Origin of the sequence: Bradyrhizobium sp. BRP56 (assembly GCF_020194035.1) — a bacterium.
In the GTDB taxonomy this organism is placed as follows: domain Bacteria; phylum Pseudomonadota; class Alphaproteobacteria; order Rhizobiales; family Xanthobacteraceae; genus Bradyrhizobium; species Bradyrhizobium australafricanum.
The window spans coordinates 1-25,131 of record NZ_JADYVV010000059.1 but is presented as its reverse complement, the minus strand read 5'-3'; the positions used below and the strand labels follow the sequence as shown (position 1 = coordinate 25,131).

General features: G+C 65.5%; 23 protein-coding genes. 13 read left to right on the top strand and 10 right to left on the bottom strand.

The features are described from left to right. The first annotated feature begins 235 nt into the window (after positions 1 to 235). The 3 genes from I6F38_RS32245 (at position 236) to I6F38_RS32235 (ending at position 4,002) form a co-directional block, all read left to right on the top strand. Positions 236 to 1,858 carry a helicase HerA-like domain-containing protein gene (locus tag I6F38_RS32245; RefSeq protein ID WP_225163251.1) on the top strand — a complete coding sequence of 541 codons (1,623 nt, stop codon included), beginning with the start codon at positions 236 to 238 and terminating at the stop codon, positions 1,856 to 1,858. 95 nt (positions 1,859 to 1,953) lie between these two features. Further along, complete coding sequence (locus tag I6F38_RS32240; protein ID WP_225163250.1) at positions 1,954 to 3,354, top strand: M20/M25/M40 family metallo-hydrolase; 1,401 nt, start codon at positions 1,954 to 1,956, stop codon at positions 3,352 to 3,354. A gap of 111 nt (positions 3,355 to 3,465) precedes the next feature. Beyond that, entirely contained in the window at positions 3,466 to 4,002 is a 537-nt protein-coding gene (locus I6F38_RS32235) for a transposase (protein ID WP_225163249.1), read from the top strand. 153 nt (positions 4,003 to 4,155) lie between these two features. Here the strand turns inward: I6F38_RS32235 and I6F38_RS32230 are convergent, their stop codons facing one another. Beyond that, positions 4,156 to 4,935 (bottom strand): class II aldolase/adducin family protein, encoded by a 780-nt coding sequence (locus I6F38_RS32230; protein ID WP_028331642.1) that lies wholly within the window; start codon positions 4,933 to 4,935, stop codon positions 4,156 to 4,158. Between the two features lie 146 nt (positions 4,936 to 5,081). Further along, complete coding sequence (locus I6F38_RS32225; RefSeq protein WP_028331641.1) at positions 5,082 to 6,731, bottom strand: glycosyltransferase family 39 protein; 1,650 nt, start codon at positions 6,729 to 6,731, stop codon at positions 5,082 to 5,084. Between the two features lie 339 nt (positions 6,732 to 7,070). Between I6F38_RS32225 and I6F38_RS32220 the strand changes: the two genes are divergently transcribed. Then, on the top strand, positions 7,071 to 7,961 hold the full coding sequence (locus I6F38_RS32220; RefSeq protein WP_225163248.1) for a DUF308 domain-containing protein: 891 nt from the start codon (positions 7,071 to 7,073) through the stop codon (positions 7,959 to 7,961). Positions 7,962 to 8,136: 175 nt separating this feature from the next. Beyond that, on the top strand, positions 8,137 to 8,550 hold the full coding sequence (locus I6F38_RS32215) for a MucR family transcriptional regulator (RefSeq protein ID WP_057015640.1): 414 nt from the start codon (positions 8,137 to 8,139) through the stop codon (positions 8,548 to 8,550). 4 nt (positions 8,551 to 8,554) lie between these two features. Here the strand turns inward: I6F38_RS32215 and I6F38_RS32210 are convergent, their stop codons facing one another. Next, complete coding sequence (locus I6F38_RS32210) at positions 8,555 to 8,986, bottom strand: SufE family protein (RefSeq protein WP_076833160.1); 432 nt, start codon at positions 8,984 to 8,986, stop codon at positions 8,555 to 8,557. Positions 8,987 to 9,130: 144 nt separating this feature from the next. Continuing rightward, positions 9,131 to 9,511: a DUF5330 domain-containing protein gene (locus I6F38_RS32205; RefSeq protein ID WP_225163247.1), complete on the bottom strand. Its 381-nt coding sequence runs from the start codon at positions 9,509 to 9,511 to the stop codon at positions 9,131 to 9,133. Positions 9,512 to 9,944: 433 nt separating this feature from the next. Between I6F38_RS32205 and I6F38_RS32200 the strand changes: the two genes are divergently transcribed. Together I6F38_RS32200 and I6F38_RS32195 are read left to right on the top strand one after the other, a co-directional pair. Continuing rightward, positions 9,945 to 11,756, top strand: coding sequence for an ATP-binding protein (locus I6F38_RS32200; RefSeq protein WP_225163246.1), 1,812 nt, complete (start codon positions 9,945 to 9,947; stop codon positions 11,754 to 11,756). After that, entirely contained in the window at positions 11,749 to 12,513 is a 765-nt protein-coding gene (locus I6F38_RS32195) for a peptidoglycan-binding domain-containing protein (RefSeq protein ID WP_225163245.1), read from the top strand. The genes I6F38_RS32200 and I6F38_RS32195 overlap by 8 nt, the downstream gene beginning before the upstream one ends. A gap of 120 nt (positions 12,514 to 12,633) precedes the next feature. Here the strand turns inward: I6F38_RS32195 and I6F38_RS32190 are convergent, their stop codons facing one another. Further along, positions 12,634 to 14,277, bottom strand: coding sequence for an ankyrin repeat domain-containing protein (locus tag I6F38_RS32190; RefSeq protein WP_225163244.1), 1,644 nt, complete (start codon positions 14,275 to 14,277; stop codon positions 12,634 to 12,636). A gap of 225 nt (positions 14,278 to 14,502) precedes the next feature. Here I6F38_RS32190 and I6F38_RS32185 point away from each other — a divergent pair, with 225 nt between their 5' ends. Beyond that, entirely contained in the window at positions 14,503 to 14,847 is a 345-nt protein-coding gene (locus I6F38_RS32185) for a DUF1491 family protein (protein ID WP_016841837.1), read from the top strand. Here the strand turns inward: I6F38_RS32185 and I6F38_RS32180 are convergent. Continuing rightward, positions 14,844 to 15,776 (bottom strand): DUF2336 domain-containing protein, encoded by a 933-nt coding sequence (locus I6F38_RS32180; protein WP_225163243.1) that lies wholly within the window; start codon positions 15,774 to 15,776, stop codon positions 14,844 to 14,846. The two genes, I6F38_RS32185 and I6F38_RS32180, sit on opposite strands and share 4 nt — an antisense overlap. Before the next feature lie 296 nt (positions 15,777 to 16,072). On the opposite strand from I6F38_RS32180, the gene I6F38_RS32175 reads away from it, so the two are divergent. Together I6F38_RS32175 and I6F38_RS32170 are read left to right on the top strand one after the other, a co-directional pair. Next, entirely contained in the window at positions 16,073 to 16,267 is a 195-nt protein-coding gene (locus I6F38_RS32175; RefSeq protein WP_024579523.1) for a hypothetical protein, read from the top strand. 16 nt (positions 16,268 to 16,283) lie between these two features. Next, a complete protein-coding gene (locus tag I6F38_RS32170; protein ID WP_038379546.1) occupies positions 16,284 to 17,051 on the top strand; it encodes a hypothetical protein in 768 nt (255 codons plus the stop codon). Between the two features lies 1 nt (position 17,052). Here I6F38_RS32170 and I6F38_RS32165 read toward each other — a convergent pair whose 3' ends face one another. After that, positions 17,053 to 17,913 (bottom strand): LysR family transcriptional regulator, encoded by an 861-nt coding sequence (locus I6F38_RS32165; RefSeq protein WP_225163242.1) that lies wholly within the window; start codon positions 17,911 to 17,913, stop codon positions 17,053 to 17,055. A 91-nt stretch (positions 17,914 to 18,004) separates the two neighbouring features. Between I6F38_RS32165 and I6F38_RS32160 the strand changes: the two genes are divergently transcribed. Continuing rightward, positions 18,005 to 18,847 carry an MBL fold metallo-hydrolase gene (locus tag I6F38_RS32160; protein WP_225163241.1) on the top strand — a complete coding sequence of 281 codons (843 nt, stop codon included), beginning with the start codon at positions 18,005 to 18,007 and terminating at the stop codon, positions 18,845 to 18,847. Here the strand turns inward: I6F38_RS32160 and I6F38_RS32155 are convergent. Genes I6F38_RS32155 through I6F38_RS32145 form a run of 3 tightly spaced genes read right to left on the bottom strand, consistent with a single transcriptional unit; the run spans position 18,844 to position 22,314 of the window. Beyond that, positions 18,844 to 19,464, bottom strand: a complete 621-nt coding sequence (locus I6F38_RS32155) for a DUF1254 domain-containing protein (protein ID WP_028345337.1) — start codon at positions 19,462 to 19,464, stop codon at positions 18,844 to 18,846. The genes I6F38_RS32160 and I6F38_RS32155 overlap by 4 nt on opposite strands. Continuing rightward, entirely contained in the window at positions 19,461 to 20,039 is a 579-nt protein-coding gene (locus I6F38_RS32150) for a DUF1214 domain-containing protein (RefSeq protein WP_092079521.1), read from the bottom strand. Before I6F38_RS32150 ends, I6F38_RS32155 begins: the two co-directional genes overlap by 4 nt. Position 20,040: 1 nt before the next feature. Further along, positions 20,041 to 22,314, bottom strand: a complete 2,274-nt coding sequence (locus tag I6F38_RS32145) for a PBP1A family penicillin-binding protein (RefSeq protein ID WP_225163240.1) — start codon at positions 22,312 to 22,314, stop codon at positions 20,041 to 20,043. 288 nt (positions 22,315 to 22,602) lie between these two features. Between I6F38_RS32145 and I6F38_RS32140 the strand changes: the two genes are divergently transcribed. Next, positions 22,603 to 23,139, top strand: coding sequence for a YcgN family cysteine cluster protein (locus I6F38_RS32140; protein ID WP_092079527.1), 537 nt, complete (start codon positions 22,603 to 22,605; stop codon positions 23,137 to 23,139). 159 nt (positions 23,140 to 23,298) lie between these two features. After that, positions 23,299 to 24,894 (top strand): MDR family MFS transporter, encoded by a 1,596-nt coding sequence (locus tag I6F38_RS32135; RefSeq protein ID WP_076833187.1) that lies wholly within the window; start codon positions 23,299 to 23,301, stop codon positions 24,892 to 24,894. Positions 24,895 to 25,131 lie beyond the last annotated feature (237 nt).

Sequence of the window (25,131 nt, the reverse complement as noted above, 5' to 3'; positions counted from 1 at the left end):
TTTCGATCGCGTCGGGAGTGTTGCACCTCTGCAAGATTGAGCGGCGGATTCACACCATCTTGTCGCAATGCGCAATGCCTTTCGTCACTTGGCCGGGAATAAAGTATGAGGAACTGGTGGAGCGACAATATACATCAGTGCGCGCCGATGGTTTCAATCGACCTGCAAGATGCAATATGATGTCATCGGTTCGAATGGATCGAGCCGATTTAAAATCGCGTTAAGAGGCGAAGCGATGGCGACGTCCGACACCAAGTTGGCCGATACCGATGAGAAGATCTTTATCGGCAAGGGCGAGGAAACAGCCTGGCTGACGCTTGCGCTGGCCAACCGCCACGGCCTTGTGACCGGTGCGACCGGAACCGGCAAGACCGTCACGCTACAGGTCATGGCTGAAGGATTTGCGCGCGCCGGCGTTCCGGTTTTCGCAGCCGACATCAAGGGCGATCTTTCCGGTATCTCCGAAGTCGGCGAGGCCAAGGACTTTATCCTGAAGCGCGCCAAGGAGATGGGCCTGACCTTCCAGCCGGATCAGTTCTCGACCGTATTCTGGGACGTGTTCGGCGAGCAGGGCCATCCGGTGCGCGCCACCGTCACCGAGATGGGACCGTTGTTGCTCTCGCGGATGCTCGATCTGAACGACGTGCAGGAGGGCGTGCTCAATGTTGCCTTCCGTGTCGCCGACGAGAACGGCCTCACGCTGATCGACATGAAGGACCTGCGAGCGCTGCTGGATGCGATCGCCCCGGACGGCAGCAAGAAGCCTGCCGACGACGAGGAGGATCCGCTGGCGCCGATCCGCAAAGCGGCACAGAGCTACGGCAATGTGTCCAAGGCGACCGTCGGAACGATCCAGCGTCAGCTCCTGGTGCTCGAGAACCAGGGCGGTGCAAAGTTCTTCGGCGAGCCGGCGCTGACGCTGAAGGATTTCATGCGGACCGACCGCGACGGCCGCGGCATGGTCAATATCCTGGTCGCCGACAAGCTGATGCAGAGCCCGCGGCTTTACGCCACCTTCCTGCTCTGGATGCTTTCGGAATTGTTCGAGGAATTGCCGGAGGCCGGCGACCTGCCGAAGCCGAAGCTGGTGTTCTTCTTCGACGAGGCGCATCTCTTGTTCACCGACGCGCCGAAGGCGCTGATGGACAAGATCGAGCAGGTGGTGCGGCTGATCCGCTCCAAGGGCGTCGGCGTCTATTTCGTCACGCAGAATCCGATCGACGTGCCGGACAAGGTGCTGGCGCAGCTCGGCAACCGCGTGCAGCACGCGCTGCGCGCCTTCACGCCGCGCGATCAGAAGGCGGTTGCCGCGGCCGCACAGACCTTCCGGCCCAATCCGAAGCTCGACACCGCGCGGGTGATCATGGAGCTCGGCAAGGGCGAGGCGCTGGTGTCGTTCCTCGAGGGCGGCGGCACGCCGTCGATGGTCGAGCGCGTCATGGTGCGCCCGCCGTCGGCGCGGATCGGGCCGATCACGCCGGAGGAGCGCAAGGCGATCATGGATGCGAGCCCGGTGAAGGGCAAATACGACACCGCGGTCGATGCCGAATCCGCCTACGAGATCATCCGGAAGCGGCTCGCCGGGACGGCGGCGCCGGCGGACGGCAGCGCCGGCGGCGAGGGTGGCGGCATCCTCGGCCAGATCGGTTCGATCGCGTCCACGATCTTCGGCACCAATGTCAAGCGCGGCCGCATGTCGACCGGGCAGGTGATCGCGCGCAGCGTCACGCGCTCGGTGACCGACAAGGTGATCGGCGGCGTGGCCGCCGATCTCGGCAAATCGCTCGGCGGTTCGGTTGGCGGCTCGATCGGCCGGGCGCTGGTGCGCGGCGCTCTCGGTGGATTGCTGCGCCGATAGCATCGCGCCGGCCGGCCGAAGCGGGAGACCGGCTTTGCCTCCCGCGGCCGGCGCGCTACAACCTGGCGCAACGTCCAACAAAAAGGATATCCGCGATGTCCAACGCCAAGCTGCAGCCCGTCCTCGACCGCATCGACGCCGATTTCGACAACAGTCTCGAGCGGCTGTTCACGCTGCTGCGGATCAAATCGATCTCGGCCGATCCGGCCTTCGCTGATGACTGCAAGGCGGCTGCCGATCATCTCGCCAAGGATATCGCGACCCTCGGCTTCAAGACCGAAGTGCGGCCGACTGCCGGCCATCCGGCCGTGGTCGGCAAGCTGAACGGCTCAACCGATGGACGACCGCACGTGCTGTTCTACGGCCACTACGACGTGCAGCCGGTCGATCCCCTGAATCTCTGGCACCGTCCGCCGTTCGAGCCTGTCGTGACCGACCATGCCGACGGGCGCAAGATCATCGTCGCGCGCGGCGCCGAGGACGACAAGGGACAGTTGATGACCTTCGTCGAGGCGTGCCGTGCCTGGAAGACGGTGACGGGATCGCTGCCGGTCGACATCACGATCGTCATCGAGGGTGAAGAGGAGATCGGTTCGAAGAATTTCGTGCCGTTCCTCGAGGCGAACAAGGACGATCTCAAGGCCGACTTCGCGCTGGTCTGCGACACCGGCATGTGGGACCCGAATACGCCGGCGATCACCACCTCCTTGCGCGGCCTGGTCTATGACGAGGTCAAGATCAAGGCTGCCAATCGCGATCTGCATTCCGGCGTGTTCGGCGGCGGCGCGCAGAACCCGATCCGCGTGCTGACGCGGATCCTCGGCGGCCTGCATGACGAGAACGGCCACATCACCATCCCGGGGTTCTATGACGGCGTGAAGGATTTGCCGCCGGATATTCTGGCCCAGTGGAAGCAGCTCAATCTGACGCCGGAGAGCTTCCTCAAGCCGATCGGCCTCTCGGTGCCCGCCGGCGAAAAGGACCGGCTCCTGATCGAGCAGGTCTCCTCGCGCCCGACCTGCGACATCAACGGCATCGTCGGCGGCTATACCGGCGAGGGCTCCAAGACGGTGATCGCGGCCGAGGCGTCGGCGAAGGTCTCGTTCCGCCTGGTCGAGGGACAGGATCCCGAGAAGGTCCGCAAGGCGTTCCGCGATTATGTGAAGGCGCGCCTGCCGGCCGACTGCAAGGCCGAGTTCACCGACCATTCCAGCGCGCCGGCGATCGCGCTCGACTGGAACATGAAGCCGCTGGCAGCCGCGCGCCGTGCGCTGACCGACGAATGGGGCAAGGAGGCGCTCTTGATCGGCTCCGGCGCCTCGATCCCGATCGTCGCCGATTTCAAGCACACGCTCGGTCTCGACAGCGTGCTGATCGGCTTCGGGCTCGACGACGACAACATCCATTCGCCGAACGAGAAGTACGACCTCAAGAGCTACCACAAGGGCATTCGCTCCTGGGCGCGGATCCTGGCGGCGTTCGCCGACGCCAAATAGCGCGAGGCACACTGCACGTAAAAACGCCGCCCGGAATTGGGCGGCGTTTTGATTCGGATGTAGGATGGGTAGAGCGAAGCGAAACCCATCGCTTCTTCATTGCAATCAGTCATGGTCACCTATCGTCGTAATTTCATTGCTGGAGGCAGTTTCTTCTTCACGGTCAATCTAGAGGACCGGCGTCTGCGATTGCTGACAGACCACATCGATCAACTGCGCGCCGCCTTCCGTGAAACGCGCGAACGGCATCCTTTCACGACCGAGGCGATTGTCATTCTGCCCGATCACCTCCATGCAGTGTGGAGCTTGCCGGAAGGTGATGCTGACTTTGCGACGCGCTGGCGGCAGATCAAATCGGCATTTTCACGAAGCCTTCCGGTCGGCGAACTCATTTCGGGTAGCCGAGCTGCCAGGTCGGAACGCGGCATCTGGCAGCGACGCTACTGGGAGCACACGATCCGGGATGAAAGTGACCTCGCTCGTCACATCGACTACTTGCACATCAATCCACTCAAGCACGGCCTCGTGAAGCGGGTGAGGGACTGGCCGTATTCGTCGTTTCATCGCATGGTCAGGCTCGGAGTCTACCCGGAGGACTGGGCTGGCGACGGGGAGAGAACGGATGGAGCGTTCGGTGAGCGGTCTTGATGCTGAGGCGTGATGGGTTTCGCTGCGCTCTACCCATCCTACGGGTCTCGGCCAGGCCCCCGAACGTAAAAACGCCGCCCGGAATTGGGCGGCGTTTTGATGCCGATAGTGCAGAGGGTGTTGGCGAGCACTCTACCCGAAGATTGTGAAATTTCAATCACGGTAGCCGGGATTGACCCGGTCGAGCTTGCGCAGCAGCGGCGGCCAGACCAGCTGGGTCGAGCGCAGCTCGGCGCGGTCCGGGTTGGAGAGCAGCTCGGTGTTCTTGTCGATCGCATGCTGGTCGACCGGATAGGCGATCGGTCCGAGCGCGCGGGTCGCCACCTGCATCGAGCAGGCGCGCTCCAGATGGTACATCCGCTCGAAGGCGGATGCGACCGAGCGGCCGACCGTCAGGGTGCCGTGATTGCGCAGCAGCATGTGGTTCTTGCTGCCGAGATCGCGCTGCAGGCGCGGCCGCTCGTCATGATCGAGCGCGATGCCTTCATAGTCGTGATAGGCGAGGTCGTGGGTGACGAGCTGTGCGGTCTGGTTCAGCGGCAGCAGCCCGTCGGGGCCGCTCGACACCGCGGTGCCGTCGACGGTGTGCAGATGGAGCACGCAGCCGGCGTCCTCGCGCACCTCGTGGATCGCCGAATGGATGGTGAAGCCGGCCGGATTGATGCTGTAGTCGCTCTTCGAGAGCTGGTTGCCGTCGAGGTCGACCTTGACGAGGCTCGACGCGGTGATCTCGTCGAACATCAGCCCGTAGGGGTTGATCAGGAAGTGATGCTCGGGCCCCGGCACGCGGGCGGAGATGTGGGTATCGACCAGATCGTCCCAGCCATAGAGCGCGACCAGCCGGTAGCAGGCAGCAAGATTGATCCGCTGCTCCCATTCCGCCGCACTCATATCCGACGGCACTTCCTTCAGGCGCGCTTCCGCTGGCGACATGACCGATTGCTCCATTGATGGCGTTATTGCTTGGTCCAAGCGTAGCGCCGCCGCCGGACCGCAGCAAGGCAGGGTAACGGCGTGACAGTCATGTCGGCATGCGGCCCACGATCGGAACGGCAATTGTCAGTGGGCAGCGTGATGCCTTACGGCGCCGGGATCGCCAGCAGGCTCGAGATGCTGCGGCCGCGGATGTCGTAGACGCGGGCGAACACGACGTCGTCGCGCTTGATCTCAACCATGACAGGCGCGGCCAGCCCCTTGCAGTAGAATTCGCCGAGCGTCATCGCGAAGTCGGCGGCGTTGCTGTCCCAGCCGATCGTGAAATCAGGGCCGAGCGCGACCTGTGCGGGGCGCTGCGGTCCGCACACCGCGACCTTCCACTTGCGGTTCTGCGGCGGCACTTCCTGCCGCTCCGCCAGCTGCTCGCGCAGCCCGTCGGATGCCTGCTTCAGCGCCAGGCCCCAATAGTCCAGCATGAAGAAGTTGTCCGCGGTGCGCACCGTGCCGGCGATGTGGTTGAAGTGCGTGTACTGATACGGATGCAGGCGGATCATTTCGCTGAGCGGCAGCAAGAGGCCGAATGCGAACATGGCGAGCGCCGCGGGCTGCCAGGCCCGGCGGTTCTCGCCGAGCCAGTCCATGCCGCGCGCGAATGCGACGCCGGCCAGCACCGTCATCGGCGGAATCACGAAGATGAAGTGACGGATGCCGTTATAGAGCGCCGGCCGCTTCACCATCGCGATCACCAGCGGCAGCGTCGCCGCCAGCGTCAGCATCAGCATGATCGACTTGCGCTTTGCGGTGACGTCGTAGCGCGACAGCGACATCAAGGTGATGACGACGGCGGCTGCCAGCAGCACCAGCAGCACTTCGGGAAGCTGCAGCGCGAACAAGGTGGGCAGATAGGACCACGGCATGTCCGGCACCGACACCAGCGCGCCGTCGAACATCTCCTTCCACGGTTTCTCGAAGAAGTGCGAGAAATAGGTCACCGCTTCGAGCGGATGTCCGGGCTCCATGATCGACCACGGCCAGATCAGGCCCATCACGAGATAGCCCAGCACAAGTCCCGGCAGCAGCACATAGACGACATGGGCAAAGCGGTGGGTCGCCTCGCGCGGGCCCTGCTTGCGGAATTCCTCGATCAGGAGCGGGACGAAGCCGACCACGGCGTAGATCAATGCGAGCCCGCCAAGCACGCGGCAGCCGATCGACAGGCCGGCGCCCAGGCCGACGATCAGGATGGTGCGCGGCGAGGGCGCCGGATATTCCTCGATCAGGCGGACCAGGCCCATGATCAGGACCACCATCGCCACGGCGAACGGCGCATCCTTCGGATTCATGAACATGTGGCCGTAGAAGGTCGGGCACAGCGCCAGCAGCAGCAGCGCCGCCAGTCCCGCCAGCGGGCCGCCGACGCGGCGTGCCAGGCGCCAGGTTACGGCAAGGCCGATGACGCCGACGATCGCGCCGAGCAGGCGGCGCGTCTCGAACAGTTCGAGCGGAATGATCTTGTGCAGCAGGGCCGCGGCCATGTCGAAGCCGCCGCCGTACATATACAGATTGGCAAACGACAGCGCGCCGGTGTCCTTGAACCCGGACTCGTACATGCGCAGCAGGAGGTCGGCATATTCAGCGTGGGTGTAATCGTCCCAGCCCAGACCGTAATCGCGGAACGTCAAGCCGGCGACCACGGCGACCACGCCGAGGACGAGGACAGCGAGATCGTCGCAGGTCTTCTCCACCGAGCGCCGCGCAGGCGCCTCGAGGGCAGACGTCGTAATCGATGACATAGCTAGTGATACCGGCGTGCCTGTGGCCCAGATTGGCGCTTTAGGGCCTCATTCCCCGGCATCCATAGCGCAGTTCCGTTTCCGAGTAATTGGTAATTGTGGCGTAATTTCCCAGATGCGTTGCAATAAATTGGCAGCAATTCGTAGCCAGTAAATCTACGGGAGCTGGCTGCCCGACAGTCACTGCGGCCGCGGTGAAACAACGCATCGCGGCTTGGTTAAGCGGGATTTTAGGGAACTCTGTCTACAATTGGCGGTTGGCGGTGTGGGCAATATGACGGTATCGTGGCGTTGGTGGCCCGCGCCGATTTTCGGTCGGGTCTCCCGGGGGTTAGGTCGATGAAGGTTGGTCTGTTGGTCGTCGGCGCGGGCCTGGTCGTGGCGGGCTTGGCGGCGATCGGCCTCGGAATTCCAAACAAGGAATTCAGCGTCGGCGGCACGTTGATCGCAACAGGCGTGACCGGCGCATGTACCGGCGTGATTGTTGTGGCCCTTGCCGCCATCCTTCGCGAACTCCAGGCCATGGGCGACCGGCTCGATGCCGTCGTTGCGGTGGGTCTGCGGTCCGGGTCGCCGTCTGCAACTTCCCCGCGCGGCACTCCCGACGATCCGGTGTTCCCGCCGCCTGAGCCGAAGGTCTCGGCGCCTCCGCCGCTGGCTCCAGCGTTCCCGCCGTCCGCTCCCGCGGCGCCGCCGCCCTGGCACGACGAGATCGCCTCGCGCGGCGCATCAGGCGAGGTGCCGCCGCCTGCACCGGCCGCCGCGCCCGCGGATGGCGCTGCGCCGCCCAAGCGGCGCAATCTGCTGTTCTCCTCCTCGCGCAAGGAGCGCGAGCGGAGCCAGGGGCGTGCCGCCGAACCGCTCACGCCGGATCTGTTGTCGCCGGAACTGCGCCCGAATCCGGGCGGTTCGGCCGAACCCGCGCCGGCAACCTTCGACGATGCCTGGCCGAGAGCCGACCGGCCGCGGTCGGTCGACGTCGCCCCGCGGCGCGGCCCCCGGACGCCATCGACCTTCGGCGAGGCCCAGTCGGCCGCCGCCTCACCGTCATCGGGCCATCCGCCGACGCCCCAGGAGCAGCCGCCGGTGACCGTGCTCAAATCCGGCGTCGTCGACGGCATGGCCTATTCGCTCTATTCGGACGGATCGATCGAGGCGCAGATGCCCGAGGGCATGATGCGATTTGCCTCGATCGACGAGCTCAGGTCGCATCTGGAGCAGCGGCCTTAGATCCGCGCCAATACTTGCGCGCAGCCGGCCCGAAGCCGGAAACGCGGCCGTTGTTGTCAGATTTGCTGCAATTCGTGCATATTCGCAAAGTAGTACGCGATTCCATTAATGTATTGCTGCGCATGGATACTGTCCGGTGGGCGCCGGGCTGTCGATAGCACGGGAAGATTGAGCCATGTCCGATACGTCAGGCAAAACGCCGGTCGAGCTGACCGCCAACATCGTTTCGGCCTATCTCAGCAACAATCCGACGCCGGCCTCGGACATTCCGAACCTGATCAGCCAGGTCCACTCCGCTTTGCTGCGGGTGTCGAGCGGACGCAACGACACGCCGAGCGAGCCGGCCAAGCCTGCGGTGTCGATGAAGAAGTCGATCACGCCCGAATATCTGGTGTGCCTCGAGGACGGCAAGCGCTTCAAGTCGCTGAAGCGCCATCTGCGCACCCAGTACAACATGACCCCGGAGCAGTATCGCGACAAATGGGGCCTGCCGGCCGATTATCCGATGGTGGCGCCGAACTATGCGGTGGCGCGATCGCAGCTCGCCAAGAAGATGGGCCTCGGCCAGCAGGCGCGGAAGCGGAAGTAAAGATCTACGCGGCGGACGCCAGCGCCTCGCGCGCATCGTTGCGGATGCGGTCGACCATCGAGCGCAGGCCGTTGGAGCGCTGCGGCGTCAGATGGTCGCGGAAGCCGAATTCGTCGAACAGCGCGAGCGCGTCGGTGCCGAGGATTTTCTTGGGCGTTTGCCCGGAAAACAGCGTCAGCACGATCGCGACCAGGCCGCGCACGATGTGGGCGTCGCTGTCGCCGATATAGATCAGGCGCGGTTCGCCGTTGGCATCGCGCTCGATCCGCTTCGACAGCCAGACCTGGCTGACGCAGCCCTGCACCTTGTTCTCGGCCGAGTGCTCTGCCTCCGACAACGGTTCGAGCGTGCGGCCGAGCTCGATGACATAGCGGTAACGGTCGTCCCACTCGTCCAGCAGCGCAAAATTGTCCCTGATTTCGTCGATCGTCGTCATCGTGGCCCGCGTCCTGTCCTTGACGGCTTATATAGGAAGGCGGGCCGCGAAAGCGATGAAAATGGAACCGGTTCCCGGCTGTTTTGACGCGTTTTCTTCACGCGAACCGGTGCCTGCCTCGCTCGATCGCGCTTTGGTTTCCGCTCACGGCGTAGGCGGCAGGCGGAATTCGATCGACTGATCCTCCGCGGTCAGCGTGTCGCGGAACGCGGTGGCTGAATTGGTCTCGTCCTGGCCGATCGAGCCGGTGTGGTCGGGTGGCTTCTTGTCGGTGATGATCTGGTAGAGCTTGCGCGCCCCGTCGGTCGCGCGCTGGCCGATCGCGGTCGCAGCCTGGCCGCCAACCTCGCAGGCGGACGGCTGGCGCTTGCAGAACTGACCCATGTCGTTGATCGTCGCAGTCGCGGCCGACACCGCGTCCGACGCGCTGATCTGCGGCGTCTTGTCCGCTTCGGGTGTTTTGTCTCTCGGCAGCAGCACGAGCACAAGCCCGAGCCAGAATGCCAAACGCAGCAGGAAGAACATGGCGCGATCCCGGTCGTCTGTCTTGTCTTGCTTCTTGCGCGGTCGATGCCGCTATTGGCCTTGAGGGTTAGCATCGGTCGATAAATCGGAAGTATCTGCCTTGAAGTAAATCCGCCGAAAAATCGCGGAAAATTCGCCTGAATTGATTCGCCGTAAATTTTCGATTGATGGCGGCCGACGCCCGCCGGATACGCAGGATTCGCCGCGTCCACCATTTCGAAACCATAGAATGTCGCATCCGGAAACCAGCCGTTCACCATCCCCGACAAATGGCCGGTGAATAGCGGGTCAAACCCGCTCCAATGCACGGTGTTTGGCGGCAGGCCGCCCAGCCTTAGCGTTCGCTTAAGTTCGCTCTGACACGTTGACCTGCAATCACGAAGGAGGCGTTCCGGCGCGTCTGTGTTGACGATTGAGCCGAAGCGCGAGTGCTGTGAGTAGTTTGAGTCTGATCCGCGATTGCCTGGATGCGCTGCTGCATCCGTCGGCGCAATATGATGCGCTGACGCGTGCGCGCCATCGTGCCTTCATGGCGCCGCGGCTGCTCGGCAGCCTGGCGGCGCTTGCCTCGTTCCCTGCCTTTCTTGCGATGCGCGGTGCGCCGACGGCGATCGAGGTCGCGGCATTCGCCTGGCTGATCGCGCCGATTCTGCTGTCGTGGTTCCTGTCGCGCACCGGCCGCTATGAAGGCGCGCATGTGCTGTCGTCGCTGGCGCTCGCCGGTCTCGTGATGATGATCGCGGCGACGACCGGCGGCATCGCCTCGTTCGCCGCCGTGTGGCTCGTCGTCATTCCGATCGAGGCGGCGCTGTCGGCCTCGCGGCGCGTGGTGGCGTTTGCGTTCGCGCTGGCGATGATCTGCGCGGCGCTGCTGAGTGTGCTCGGCCATTATCATGTGCTGCCGGTCATCGATCCCGCGGTTGCCTCGAACAGCACGCTGGTCGGCTTCGGCCTCGTATCGGCGATCTTCTACGCGGCCGGGCTCGCCTTCGGCGCGGAGTCGCTGGCGCGCACCAGCGTGGCGCTGCTCTATGTCGAGGAGGAGCGCTACCGCCTGCTCGCGCATAACATGAGCGACGTGCTGTCGCGGCACAGCCGCAACGGTGCGGTGCGCTTCATCTCGCCCGCGGCCGAGAACATGCTCGGCGTGCCGGCATCGCGGCTGTTGGGCCACGGCCTGTTCGACCGCGTTCATGTCGCCGATCGCCCGGCCTATCTCACGGCGCTGTCGGACGCCGCGCGCGGTGACTCGCGCAGCGTCGAGTTCCGCGTGCGCCGTGACGGTGCGCGGGGCGAAGTCGCCGCCGAATTCATCTGGGCTGAGATGCGCTGCCGCCCGCTTGATCAGGCCGCCGCCGATGCCGAGGTCGTCGCCGTGATCCGCGACGTGACCGATCGCAAGGTGCAGGAGCAGGCGCTCGAACAGGCGCGCAACGTGGCCGAGCAGGCCGATGCGTCGAAGACGCGCTTCCTGGCCACCATGAGCCATGAACTGCGCACCCCGCTCAACGCCATCATCGGCTTCTCCGAGATGATCGCGCAGGAAGACGTGCTCGGCCTCGACGTGGCCCGCCGCAAGGAATACGCGCAGCTGATCAACGATTCCGGCCAGCATCTGCTGTCGGTCGTCAACGGCATCCTCGACATGTCGAAGATGGAGTCGGGGAATTTCGAGATTTCGCCGGAGCCGTTTGCGCCGCGGCCGGCGCTGCTCAATTGCTGCAATCTGGTGGCGTTGAAGGCGCGCGAGAGCGGCGTCGATCTCGTCACCCGCGTGCCCGACGATCTGCCGATCGTGAACGGCGATCCGCGCGCGTTCAAGCAGATCGTGCTCAATCTGGTCTCCAACGCCATCAAGTTCACCGAGCGCGGCGGCAAGGTCACCGTGTCGGCTGGCGTCGAGGGATCGCGGCTGGTGCTGCGTGTCTCGGACACCGGCGTCGGCATTGCCGCCGATGATCTCAAGCGGATCGGCGATCCGTTCTTCCAGGCCGGCAAGACTTATCAGCGCCGCCACGAGGGCACCGGTCTTGGTCTTTCCATCGTGAAGGGGCTGGTCGGCCTGCACCACGGCGAAATCAATGTGGAGAGCAAGGTGGGCGAGGGCACCATTGTATCGGTCGCGCTGCCGCTGGCGTTCACCCCGCCCGCCGCCGTCGAGCCGTCCAGCAACGTCTCGACCCTGAAGCCCGCGCTGCGTTCCGGACTACAAGAGCAAACCCATCAGGTGAAGAAGAGTGCCTAGACAGACTTTGGATGACGATGAAACGCCGCGCCGTCGCCGCGGCGCCAAGGCAGTGGCCATCGCGGCCGAGGAGGAACGTGGCCTCGTCCTGCGCCTGCTGCTGCACAGTCCGAAGGATCTGGTTGCCGGCGTGCTGGCGACGTCCGCCATCGTTGCGATCCTGATCAATGCGCTGTTCCTGCAGGCCGGCCGTCATCCGTCGCCGATGTTCGGCGGTTCGGTTGTGACGCTGCCGCCGCCGGCCCCGGTTGCCGCGGCCACCAGCCCGATACCGCGGCCGCGTCCGGCCGAGGCCGCTGCCCGATCGATTGAGCCGGCCGCCATGGAGCCGAGCAAGCCCGTCGACGTGAAGCCGGTGGAGACCAGGCCGGCCGAGACCAGGTCCGTCGAAGCCAAGCCGGCAGAACCCAAGGCCGAGGCCAAGCCGGTCGATCCGATGGCCAATCTGGTGCTGAAATCGACCACCGCGCCGGCGGCCGCCGCACCGTCCCCGGCCGCCGGACCGTCAAACGTCGTTCGTCCGCCGGCACCGATCCCGACCGCGCATCTGAGCCCGGCCGGAAAACGCATCGCCGCGGTCCAGCGTACACTGACCGAGTATGGCTACGGCCAGCTCAAGCCGACCGGCACGATCGGCGCCGACACCCAGCACGCGATCGCGAAGTTCGAGCGCGCCCGCAAGCTGCCGGTGACCGGACAGATGTCCGATCGCCTGGTGCGCGAGCTCGGCGCGATGATCGGCCATTCGATCGAGTAGTCTCTCTGCGAAGGCATTGAAGATGTATTCGTCATGCCCGGGCTTGTCCCGGGCATTGACGTCTTTGAGACTTGTTGCAGCCAAGACGTGGATGGCCGGGACAAGCCCGGCCATGACGAGTTAAGGCGCGTCGCCAAGCAGAACGTCCCTGACCTCGTCGGAGAACAGCTTCCTGCGGCCGGCCACCAGCACCCATTCCGGATCGTGGCGATCCGGAATAGCGCGCGGCATGCCGTGATCGAGCAGGGCCTGCGCGCAGCCCACCCAGTCGCCGCCGCTGACCGGCTCGTTGCAGGAGGCCCATGACAAGGAGCCGGACGCGTTGTCGCCGAAGCCGTGCTGCTCGGTCCACTCCGCGCCGTGCTCGAGCAGGAATCGCGTCAGTTCGGCATTGCCGCGGAACACGGCGTGATTGAGCGCCGACGCATCCCAGTCGCCGCCACGCACCGTGATCGGCCAGCCGAGCTCGACCATCAGCCGCACAGCATCGTCGCCGCCTGCCGCGGCAAGCTCCGGAAGCAATCGCAATTGCTGCGGTGAAAGTGAACCTGGAAGATCGGGCCGACTGGCCTGGATTCGCCGCGCCTCGTTCTCGTCACCGCTGCTGCACGCCGCGACGAACCGCTCATCATCGGCAAGCGTCTCATCGCCGATGCGTTCGCGCAGCAACTCGGCGACATCGGTCAGTCCGAACTGCAATGCGTAGCGGTAGGCGCTGAGCCCGCCTGGTGTTGTGATGCGCGGATCTGCGCCGGCGTCGAGCAGTATCGCGATGCAGGTTCGCGACCGCCGCCGGCGGATCGCCCACAGCAACGGCGAGCCGCATTCGGTCAGCGGCGCGTTGCCGGCGGGTTCGTTTGGATTGCCGCCGTGCCGCAGCAGCAGGTCGAGCGCCGCCACGTTCTCGTCATCGAGCACCTTGTACATCGCGTTGGTGCCGGCGATCCGTGCGCCATGCTCAAGCAGCAGGCCAGTCGTCACCGAGCCTTCGAGCGAGTGGTAGAGCGATTCATTGTCGTTCGGATTGGCGCCCGCTTCGAGCAACAGTCTGGTCAGTTCGAGATCGTGGTTGCGGCCGGCGGCGCCGTACAGCGCTGACAGCGGATTGCTGTCATCGGGTGCGTCGAGCGTTCCGGGCGGCCAGCGGCTGCTGATGTGCTGGTCGGGATCGGCGCCGGCCTGCAGCAGCAGGCGTGCGCAGCGATGCAGCCGCGTCTGAAATTCCGGAAGCTGCAGCAGGCTGGAATGCGTTACGGCGACCAACGGCGGCAGTTTGAACGGACCGCCGGGACGGTTGACCCACGTGGGATCACTCATTGCGGTACGCCGAACGATTTCTGCGTCGCCGATGGCACAGGCGAGATAGGGATCGTCGGCGACAAGACTGGAATCCTCGGTGAGCATCCGCGCCGCAACGCGCGGATTGGCGCGGTCGGTGGTGCCGGCGACGTCCGCGGCATAGACCAGCTGCAGCCATCGCCGCACGCGATCGGCCTTGCTTTTACCAAGCGGCAATTGTGCGTCGACATAGCGCCGCAGATCCGGCCAGGAGGCGAAGCCGAGATCGCGCGCCACGCAGGACTGCGCATCGTGCAGCCGCAGATCAAGCGCGGCGATTTGAGCGTCGCTGCACCCGGCCGCAGCCGGAAGCGCATGCCGGAAACGCGCGTAGGCCTCTGGCGCCTGCCGCCGATAAAGGCGAATGAGCTCCTTGGCCTGCTTCTTCAGATGATCGAGATTCAATCGCGCGGGCGATCGGTCCATGGAAACCTCCGTGCATCATCGCCGATGGTCCACAAAACCGGCTGCACAAAGGCTTGGGTGGCCGCTCAATTGATGCAAGTGGGTTCAACCCTTCCCGTGGACCCGGGCGCGGCTTGCACCGCGTATCCAAGGATATGGGTGACGATTGGTTCGGTCAACCCGCCGCGGCGTGACGACATCTGTGACAATTGGACGTGACCGCGCCGCTGGCTTATAGGTCGGCGCATGCGATTGAAAACAAGCATTTGGGTCGCGGCGTATCTGCGCCGCTGCCAGACCGAGGGCGTGTTCGGCGCGGTCCGCAAGAAGGGCGCCGAGGAAGCCGGGGCCGTGTTCGTCAAGGTGGCGCTGATGGACGGCAACGCGATGCTGTATGCGCCGGCGCCGCAGACGGTCTATGACGACAGCCGTCCGGTCGAGCGGCTGTTCGTGCCGACCGCGCCACAGCCGGTGTCGGAGCCATCTGTCGAAGAGCGCTTGACCAAGGAGCTCCGCTTCGATCCCGATGCCTGGATCGTCGAGACCGAGGACCGTGCCGGGCGGCACTTCCTCGATCTGGCGAAGGGCTAACTTCCAGACTTCTGATTTCGGACAGCGGGCGCGCTGCCGGGTTGCAACGCGGGGCGCGTCTGCGAGGATGTCGCGCGCACGCGATGACGCTCATCGTCATAGAGCGACGAGCGATACCTGGCGCGGGCCACCGCCATGGTCGAGCCGCGCCACGCCGCCAGCATCACCAACGCCGAGCGCTCGCTCAGGCGATCGTAGAGCCGCGACAGCCGATAGACGTAATTGACCGAGGAGCCGGCTTCCGGATTGAGGAACATCAGGATCCGCTGGAACGCGGCGCTCGACACGTCGAGCGCTCGCATCGCGCAGGCGAGTGGCTCGCCGCCGGAATCGTTGACGACGTCCGCGGCGATCCGCGACGGCAGGATCAGCGCTTCGCCGAGTTCGAGCGTGAAGTTATCGAGGTCCTCGGCAAACGCTGCCATCTCCAGGATATGGATCGCGCGCGCTGCGCGCGCGGCCGGGATCCGCGCCGCGGCCTTCAGCGGCGTCTCCTGCAGATTGTGCAGGATCTGCGCGCGCTCCTTCGTGCTGGCGGCAAAGAACATGTCGGAGATTTCAGCGGCATCGTTCGGCCGCATGGCAAGGCTCGCGGCCATCCGCAGCTCGGCTTCGGTCGGGATATTGGCCGGCAGCGCGGAGGGGGCGGGCGCAGGAATCGGCGCGGCCGCCGGCATCGGCTGATCGGGACCGACGCGGCGCAGCCCGAGCTTGTCCACGATCCGTGCGGGCGTCGCCGGATAGATCGCAAGCCGCGCGCGGACCGCGGCACGGGTCGCGTCGTCGACCTCGTCGATCAGGCGCGTCGTCAACTCGATGAACTGGCGCTCTTCATCGGCGGAGTGTGCGCTCGCCTGCACATAGAGGTCGGTCAGGACGCGCAGCAGCGTCGGGCGGATGTCGACGCCCTCGCGACGGGAGAGCGTCATCAGCCCATCGAAACCAGGAAATAGCGGAGCTGCGCTCATCTCGGGGCGTACGCGACTTGCCAGTAGACTTCGATTTGAAAACCTTGTGGCAGCGAGCCTACGCAGGCTGTTTTAAGAGGCAGTTAAGGAAAACAAGCCGTGAAGGTGAATGCTTGAATTTGCGCGTGTCTATTAAGGCACAGCGCCATATCCGTAACCGTCCGTACCGGCGGCTTAAGATGTCATTAACCATGCGCGTTCTTAACTCGGCGTGCGCGGGGCAAATCATGTCCGTGCGGGGCCAGAGAGAACGGAACATGGGCACCATCGTTGAGTTTCCGGCGGATGCGGCTGCACGGCGGCCGAGCATGGCCGGTGCTGCCGGCGAAGGCATGGGGACCGTACTGATCCTTCCCGTCGTCCGGATCGAGCGAACGACGGAGGAGACCGGCGGTGGTCGCGGACCGGAGCAGGGCACTGCGCAGGGCCGCCGTCGCCGACGCCGCTCCTGATCGCGGACATCGGGCAATGCCGGAGCTTGTGCAGCGGACCGTCGCGCGGCGGTCACTCCCGGCGCTGATCCTGCTGCTGGCGGGCTCGGCGCTCGCCGGCTGCAGCGGCGGCGATTTCGGCCGCACCCGGGCCGATTTCCGCAACGACGATATGCATCGCTGGATCGGTGCCGAGGCGACCGGCAGCATCGGCAAGAACGCCTCGCAATTCCAGCTCACCGAACACGAACGTCAGCTGCGCGACCTCGCCTATCAGTTCATCGAGCCGCCGCTGTCGCGTCCGGCGTGGAAGAGCGTATTCGGCGACTACCAGCCGCTGCCTTCGCCGTGGCGGCAGCGAGTCGTGTTCGATCGCACCGCCTATGGCCGCAATTTGATCGATGAGCCGCATCGCTCGTTCGCCTCGCGCTATTCGCTGCTGATCGACGAGGTGCGCGACGACATCACCCGCTTCGAGCCGTTCTTCGCCACCGCGATCCAGGTGATCGAGCTCGATCGCAAGCGCAATGCCAGCCTCCACATGATCGCCGACGTGTCGCCGCGCGAGCGGGCTGATGCGGTGGCGCGGATGGAAGAGAACACGCTGATCGTGCAATGGGTCCAGCAAGCCCTTGAGCGGCGGATCTCGTCCTATCGCTGGGCGCTGGAGCGACTGGTGATCCAGGCGCCCGACGGCATGGCCGCCGACGCCGAACGCCAGATCAACGAACTCGCCCGGCTCACCGCCAATGCGCCGCTCATCTCCGCGCCGGTGACGGGCCAGGCCGTGGTGACGAAGGGCTAGTCTAGGCACGCTTCGTTTTCTTCGCCGTCGATTTGACCCGGCGACTGTTGGCTTGCCGCGGCAGGCTCGCAATGAATTCCTTCAGCGCATCGGAGGGCGGGTGGGCCGAGGGGTAGGCGAGGCCGACCTGGCGCGTCACGTCGATATCGATCGCGCGCATCGCGACATCAGGATTGCCGCGCGCCACGCCCTCGGGGACGATGGCGACGCCGACCCCGGCCGCCACCAGCGCCATCGCCCACTCCTCGGATTCCGCGATCGCCACCGGCTTGCGCGGCGGTGACGTGCGCTTGAAGAATTCCTGCTGCTCGCAATGGCAGCGATCGATCATCGGAACGCCGGCGAAGTCGGTGGTCCGGAGCGTCTCCTTCAGCGTCAGGGGATGCGAGGGCGGCAGAGCCGCGACATAGCGCTCGCTCCACAGCGGGATGAAGTGCTCGCCGGCGCCGACCATGGTCTTGGCGACGATCCGCGCGTCGGCCTTCTCGCTGGCGCCGACCAGCCGGAGCGCAAGATCGGTATTGCCGGTCAGCGGCTTCAGCAGTGCGATGGTCCGGGCCTGATCGAGCGTCCGCAACAGGCCGAGCGTCAGCGCCTGCCGCGTCGCGGGCTTGCGGAAGAGATTTCGCGCCGCGTCCGCCTCGTCGATGATCCGGCGGGCGATGCCGTGAAACTGCGCGGCTGAGGCCGTCGGGGCCATGCCCTTCTTGTGCCGGATGAACAGCGTGGTGCCGAGCTCGGCCTCGAGACTGGTGATCGCCGCCGAGATCGACGGCTGCGATATGAAACAGCGCTTCGCCGCGGCGGTTAGATTGCGCTCGCGGTAGACTGCGGCGAAGTAGCGGAGTTCGCGGATATCCATAGGCATATCCTATCACATGGATAGAAAGACAATATTTTACCTATGGAAAAACGAGTGGCAAGTCTGCGCCTGTTACAGCGGAGGACCTGTCATGCGCATCCACCATCTCAACACCGGCACGATGTGCCCGATCGGAAAGCGGCTCGTGAACGGCAGCGGCAGCATCTTCCAGCGGGCGCGGATGGTCTGTCACTGCCTGCTGGTCGAGAGCAATGACGGCCTCGTACTGGTCGACACCGGGATCGGGCTCGACGACATCGGCGACCCGCCTCGGCTCGGACGCAAATGGGTGCGGCAGACGACGCCGCGGCTCGATCCGGCCGAGACGGCGGCGTGGCAGGTCAAGGCGCTCGGTTTCTCGCCGGACGATGTGCGTCATGTGCTGCTGACGCATCTCGATCGCGATCACGCCGGCGGTGTGCCGGACTTTCCGAAGGCCAAGGTGCACGTCCATCGCAAGGAGTACGACATGGCGGTGACGCATCAGGTTACGCCGCCGCAGGGGCGCTACATCACGGCGCAGTGGCAGCACGGGCCGGACTGGACGTTCTATGGTGCCGGCGGCGAGGACTGGTTCGGCTTCAAGGGCGTGCGCGCGCTCGGCGACCGCGAGCCGGACATCCTGATGATCCCGTTGCCGGGCCACACGCTCGGCCATTGCGGGATCGCGGTGCGCGACAAGGACAAATGGCTGCTGCACGCCGGCGACGCCTATTTCCACCACGCGCAGCTCGATGCCAGGCCACGGATCCCGCTGGTGCTCGGCATGTTCCAGCGCCGGGCGGACATGGATCGCGCGACGCGCATACAGAACCAGGAGCGGCTGCGGCAATTGAAGGCGGCGCATGACGCCGATGTGACGATCGTCAACAGCCACGATCCCGTCGACTACGAGACCTGCCGCTGCGGCCGGCATGCACTGGATGTGAACTAACGCTTGCGAGCGGCAGGCGGCGGAGCCGGTGCGGGCAAAGGCGGCGGCGCTTCCTGCTTGGCCGCGACCGGCTCGGTCTGCACCTTGCACGAGGAGGCGGCGAGCGAGGCCTGCGCCTGCGGCATCAGGCCGGGCTCCGGCGCCAGCGCCTTCAGCAGGATCAGGCCGGTTGAGGTCGGCGAGTCGATGATCAGCCGGTCGGCGGCGGTGATTTCCTCGTCCTCCGGCAGTTCGTTGTGCTGCGCCTCCGTCATCAGGTCGAGCTCGATCACCTTCTTGCCGGCCGAGCGGTCGTTGATCGCGTAATAGGCGACCTCGTTGCGGGTGTAGAACGACACCGACGTATAGGCCTGGCTGACCGGCACGGTGAGCTTGAGCGGCCCGGTGGAGAGATCGTAGCGGCAGATCGCCACCGCGAAGGCCGGATCCATCAGCGGCATCGGCGAATGGCTCGGGTCGGCCAGCGGCAGCTGCGTCACCTCGTTGAGCTTGGTCATCGGCGTCAGCCGCGAATAGGCATCCTGCGAGGCGATGCGCGGCAGCGCCAGCACGCTGACGAGATGCACCACGCCGCCGAGCAGCACGCCTGCGAGGATGGTGAGCAGCACGCGGATCATGGGCAGCCCGTCGTTGCGATCGACGGCATCGGCGCGTCGCGCTGGGTACGGGTCGCGACCCCGACCGGCGTGTCGTAGAGCCGCAGCATCAGCGCGTAGCGCTCGATGCCGCCGGTCGGCAGCCAGTTGCCGGCGCGCGAGCGCGAGGCGATGTGGATCTCGAACGTGCCGTCGGAGGCGCGCATGATCTCCTGGCTGGTGAAGCCGTAGCGCTGCAGCGAGTTGGCGACCAGGTGCCCCTTGCGGTCGAACAGTGTCAGCGTCCAGAACCGCGCCGCCGGTGTCACGCCGCTGACCACGATGTCGCAGCGGCCGTCGAGTGGCTTGTTCTTGTCGTCTGATATCGCCGAGAACGCGATGCCGTCGCCGGTGCCGATCGGCAGCTCGCCGCTGCGCGCGATGGTGGCGCGCGAATAGGGATCCACGTCGGAGGTGCCGCTCTTCGGCCGCGCGGTCCAGGCGCCGATCTTCAGCGTGCCGAGATCGGTGCCGCGGGTCGCCGTCGCGTAGGTCAGGCCGAGGCCGACGGCGGTGGCGATGACGAGTGCCAGCAAAGTGGTGAGGAGGAGCCGCACGTTAGTTCTTGCGTGGCGGTGCCGGTGTCGCGCCGTCCGGCCCGGCCGCGGCAACGTAGTTTTCGGGGAACGCCAGCGCGCTCGAGGACTCGGCCTTGCCGGTCTTCGAGGACTCGTTCAGCGTGGTCTTGCCGGCGGTCCTGGCGGCGTCATCGAGCAGCTTCTCGACCCGCACCAGGATATCCGCGCCGCGCTTGGTCAAGACCGGCGGCGGGCCCGGCTTGGTTTCCAATACGCGCGGAGCCGCGTTGGCCTGGGCATTGGCCTGCGCCGGCTGCGGCGGCAGCTTCTGGCCCATGCCGACGCCGACGAGCTCCTTGACCTCCACGCCCTGATGCGCCGCGACCATGATGTCGTGCCAGGTCTGCGCCGGCAGCGAGCCGCCGGTCATGCGGTTGGTCGGCGAATAGTCGTCATTGCCGTACCAGACCGCGCAGGTGAAGTTGCCGGTGTAGCCGACGAACCAGGCGTCGCGATAGGCGTTGGTGGTGCCGGTCTTGCCGGCGGTCGGAATCCCGTCGAGCGCGGCGCGGCGCGCGGTGCCTTCGCTGACCACGTGACTCATCATGCCGGCCATGTCGGCGGCGATGTTCGGCGGAATCGCCTGCCGCGGTTTCGGGCCGTCGCGATCCCAGCGCCAGACCAGGTCGCCGGCGCCGGTGCGCACCTCGAGCACGGAATGCGGCGTCACCGCCTTGCCGCGGTTCGGGAAGGTCGCATAGGCGACCGCGTGCTCCAGCACCGTGACTTCGTCGGAGCCGATCGGCAGCGACGGCGTATCGGGCAGCGGCGCCTTGAGGCCGAAGCGGCGCGCGACCTCGACGATCTTGGCGCGGCCCGCCTTCGGCCCTTCCTTGCCGCCCATCATGATCGAGAGCTTGACCGGCACCACGTTGATCGAGCGGGTGATCGCCTGCGTCAGCGTGACCTGACCCGAATAGGAATGGCCGTAGTTCTGCGGGCACCAGTTGCCGATGCAGACCGGGCCGTCGACGATCTTCGAGTTCGGCGTGAAGCCGTTCAGCAGCGCCGTGGTGTAGACATAGGGTTTGAACGACGAGCCCGGCTGCCGATAGGCGTCGGTGGCGCGGTTGAACTGGCTCGCACCATAGTCGCGGCCGCCGACCATGGCGCGGATGCCGCCGTCGAGATCGGACACCACGGTCGCGGCCTGCGTCGCGTGATAGTCGCGCCCGAACTGCCGCAACTGGTTCTCGATCGCTTCCTCGGCCGCCTTCTGCACGTTCATGTCGATCGCGGTGCGGACCACGAAGACGCGCTCGGTGTAGGATTTCGGGAAGGTGTCGACCAGCTTGCGCATCTCGTCGAAGGCGTAGTCGAGATAGTAGTTCGGCGAGTTCTCGTCGCGCCGGTCGACCGCGACCGCGGGATTGCGGCGGGCGCCGAACACCTGGCCCTCGGTCATGAAGCCGGCATCGACGAGGTTGTCGAGCACGACATTGGCGCGGGCGCGCGCCGCGGGCAGGTTGATGTGCGGGGCGTATTTGGTCGGCGCCTTGAACAGGCCGGCGAGCATCGCGGCCTCCGCGAGATTCACGTCGCGCACCGACTTGTTGAAGTAGAAGTGCGCCGCGCCGTCGACGCCGAAGGTGCCGCCGCCCATATAGGCGCGGTCGAGATAGAGCTTCAGGATCTCGTTCTTGGTGAGCCGCGTCTCCAGCCAGATCGCGAGGAAGGCTTCCTTCACCTTGCGCTCGATGGTGCGCTCGTTGTTCAGGAACAGGTTCTTGGCGAGCTGCTGGGTGATCGACGAACCGCCCTGGCGGACGCCGCCGGCCTGCGCGTTGGTGACGAGCGCGCGGGCAAGGCCCGGCACGTCGATGCCGAAATGGTCGTAGAAGCGGCGGTCCTCGGTCGCGAGCGTCGCCTTGATCAGATTGTCCGGAAAGTCTTCCAGCGGGATCGAGTCATTATGCTTGATGCCGCGGCTGCCGATCGGGTTGCCGTAACGGTCGAGGAAGGTCACCGCGAGGTCGGACTTCTTCAGCCAGTCCTCGTCGGCGGTCTCGCGGAAGGCGGGGATCGCAAGTGTCAGCATCAGGATCATGCCGCCGAGCCCGAGGGTCGCGGCCTCCGACAGCGGCTCGATGAACACCCAGCGCTTCCAGCGGCCGACATAGAAGCGGTCCATGAAGGTGGAATAGCGCTCGTAGAGCTCGCGCAGGCCCTTGCCCGACGAGAACAGCGTCGAGTCGATACGCGCATCGAGGTCCAGGAAGAAGTTCCGGACCTTCTGTTTCCAATGGGACGGCATGATCTGAAAGGACCGGACCCTTGATCAGTTCGACTGCGCTGCGGGCGCCCAAACCGGGCACAGGGCAGCGTCTTGCTTCGATGTTGCGGCAATCCCAAGGCGCTTTTGCGTCGATGGGGACTCGTTCGTTGTTCTATCCGAGCGGCTGCCATAAACCAATGGCGCGGCTTGTGAATTTAATGGGAGCCGTAACGCTGCCCACCGGCTTTTTCGACCCCGCAATACCACCCCCTTGCGCAAGCGTTGCCGGCATCCCAAGAAGAGTGGCACCGCCATTTCAGGGATATCATGACCGCATCGCCCAAGCGCCCGTCGGACCAGGAGGGATTCTTCTGGAAAACCAAGACGTTGGAAGAGATGTCCAACGCCGAATGGGAGAGCCTGTGTGACGGCTGCGCACGGTGCTGCCTGGAGAAGCTCGAGGACGAGGACACCGGCAAGATCTATTTCACCCATATCTCCTGCAAGCTGCTCGATTCCGGCCTCTGCACCTGCAAGGACTACCCGAACCGTTCCGACCAGGTTCCGGATTGCGTCCGCCTGACGCCCGAAAACGTCCGGACGCTGAACTGGCTGCCGCCGAGCTGCGGCTACCGGCTGGTGGCCGAGGGGCGGGACCTCTATTGGTGGCATCCCCTGATCTCGGGCGATCCCAACACCGTCCATGAAGCCGGGGTCTCGGTGCGCGGGCGGGTGGAGGGCACCGAGCTCGACGTCAACGACGCCGATCTCGAGGATCATATCGTGCGATGGCCGGCGCTGCTGCCGAAACGGGCACAATTGAAGAAGCGGCCGAAAATGCTGGGCAAGACGACTAAAGCGTGACGTCGTCGCCGCGTCCGCGATCACGTCACCGCGAGAACGTCGCCGCGGGATGCACCCATGCGCTGGGGTGCCTGCCTCAGCATTCAATTGCTGCATAAGTTGCGAAGCAGAGAATGATTCCATCGCGGGACGCGCCCGCGCAGCAGCATTACGCCTCAAATGAACAAGTATGAACGGCAGAGCCGGATTCCTGCCGACCAAGCGACATTGCCCGACGACATTGCCGAAGAGCTGTCCCGCCTTCCGAGCGAGGTGATCGAACTCAGCGAAGCGCCGCCGCTGGCGCCGCCGGCACCGCTCAATCCGGACGAAGTCCGCACCATCGTCATCAGTCTGATGCTGACGATGTTCCTGGCCGCGCTCGACCAGACCATCGTCGCGACCGCGCTGCCGACGATCGGGCGCCAGTTTCACGACGTCACCAATCTGTCCTGGGTGATCACGGCCTATCTGCTCGCCTCCACCGCGGTGGCGCCGGTGTTCGGCACGCTGAGCGACATCTATGGCCGCCGCGTCATGATCATCACCTCGCTCAGCCTGTTCGTGGTCGGCTCGGTGCTGTGCGCGATCGCGCCCAGCATGACGATGCTGATCGTCGCCCGCGGCCTGCAGGGGCTCGGCGGCGGCGGCATCATGCCGGTGGTCCAGACCGTGATCTCCGACGTGGTGAGCCCGCGCGAGCGCGGCCGCTATCAGGCCTATTTCTCCAGCGTCTGGATGGCCGGCGGCATCCTCGGCCCGGTGGTCGGCGGCGTATTCGCCGAGCATCTGCACTGGTCGATGATCTTCTGGATCAACCTGCCGCTCGCGGCGGCGGCGCTGGCGCTGCTGCTGCCGAAGATGGGCAAGATCCCGGTGTTCCACCGCAAGCGCAAGGTCGACTGGCTCGGTGGCATCCTGCTGATGGCCTCGGCCGTCGTGTTGATGCTGGTGCTGACCTGGGGCGGCACCCGTCTGTCCTGGCTGTCGCCGACCATCACCGCGATGGTGGGCGCCTCGATCGCGCTCGCCGGCGCCTTCGTCTGGCACGCGCGCCGCGCCGACGAGCCGTTCCTGCCGCTGTCGCTGCTTGGCGGCTCGGTGGTGCCGTTCGCGATGGGGGCGGGCGGCTGTGCGCTCGGCGCCATGGTCGGCCTGACCGTGCACCTGCCGCTCTATTACGAGGTGGTCTATCACCTCACCGCCAGCGAGGCCGGCCTCGCGCTGATCCCGCTCGCGGCGATCTCGACCTTCGGTGCGGCGATCGCCGGCCGGACCATGGCGAAGGCCAAACACTATAAGCGCGTCGCTATCGTCGGCACCTCGGTGGCGGCGATCTGCGCCGTCGGCATGGCGGTGACGACGCTGCCGCTGTGGGGATTGCTGCTGTTGATGAGCGTGTTCGCGCTCGGCCTCGGCACGACATTCCCGATCAGCGTGGTGTCGTTGCAGAACGCGGTGGCGCGGCCGCAGGTCGGTACCGTCACCGGTGCGATGAACTTCTTTCGCGCGATGATGGCCTCCTTCACGGTCGCCGCCTTCACCACCATCCTGCTGATGACGCTGGGGACCGACATCTCGCTCGCCGGCGAGCATCATGCCGCCTCCGCCGGCACCGTCAGCGCGATCCCGATGGCCGACATGATCCATGCGTTCCGCTACGTGTTCGGCGCCGCCGCCGTGCTGCTGACCACCGCCTCGATCTGCATGATCACGATGGAAGAGCGCCCGCTCGCTGGTCCCGCCGCCCACCCGCCGGCGGAGATGGCGGAGTAGAGGCAGTCGCCTCATACACCGCTGTCGTCGCCGCGGCGGATGTTGTGAATCGGACTCGTCGTTCCAAATCGCGTAACAAAGAGCATCCGTGGTTGTGGGTCCCCGCTTTCGCACTAGTGCATCTACACGTTTGTCGGGCCATTTGCGAGGATTTGGAAGCGGGCCATTCCGGTGTGGAAGGTGATTGGTCCAGGTGGACGGTGGGAGGCGTAGCCGGTCCATCCGCCGAGTTTTGCG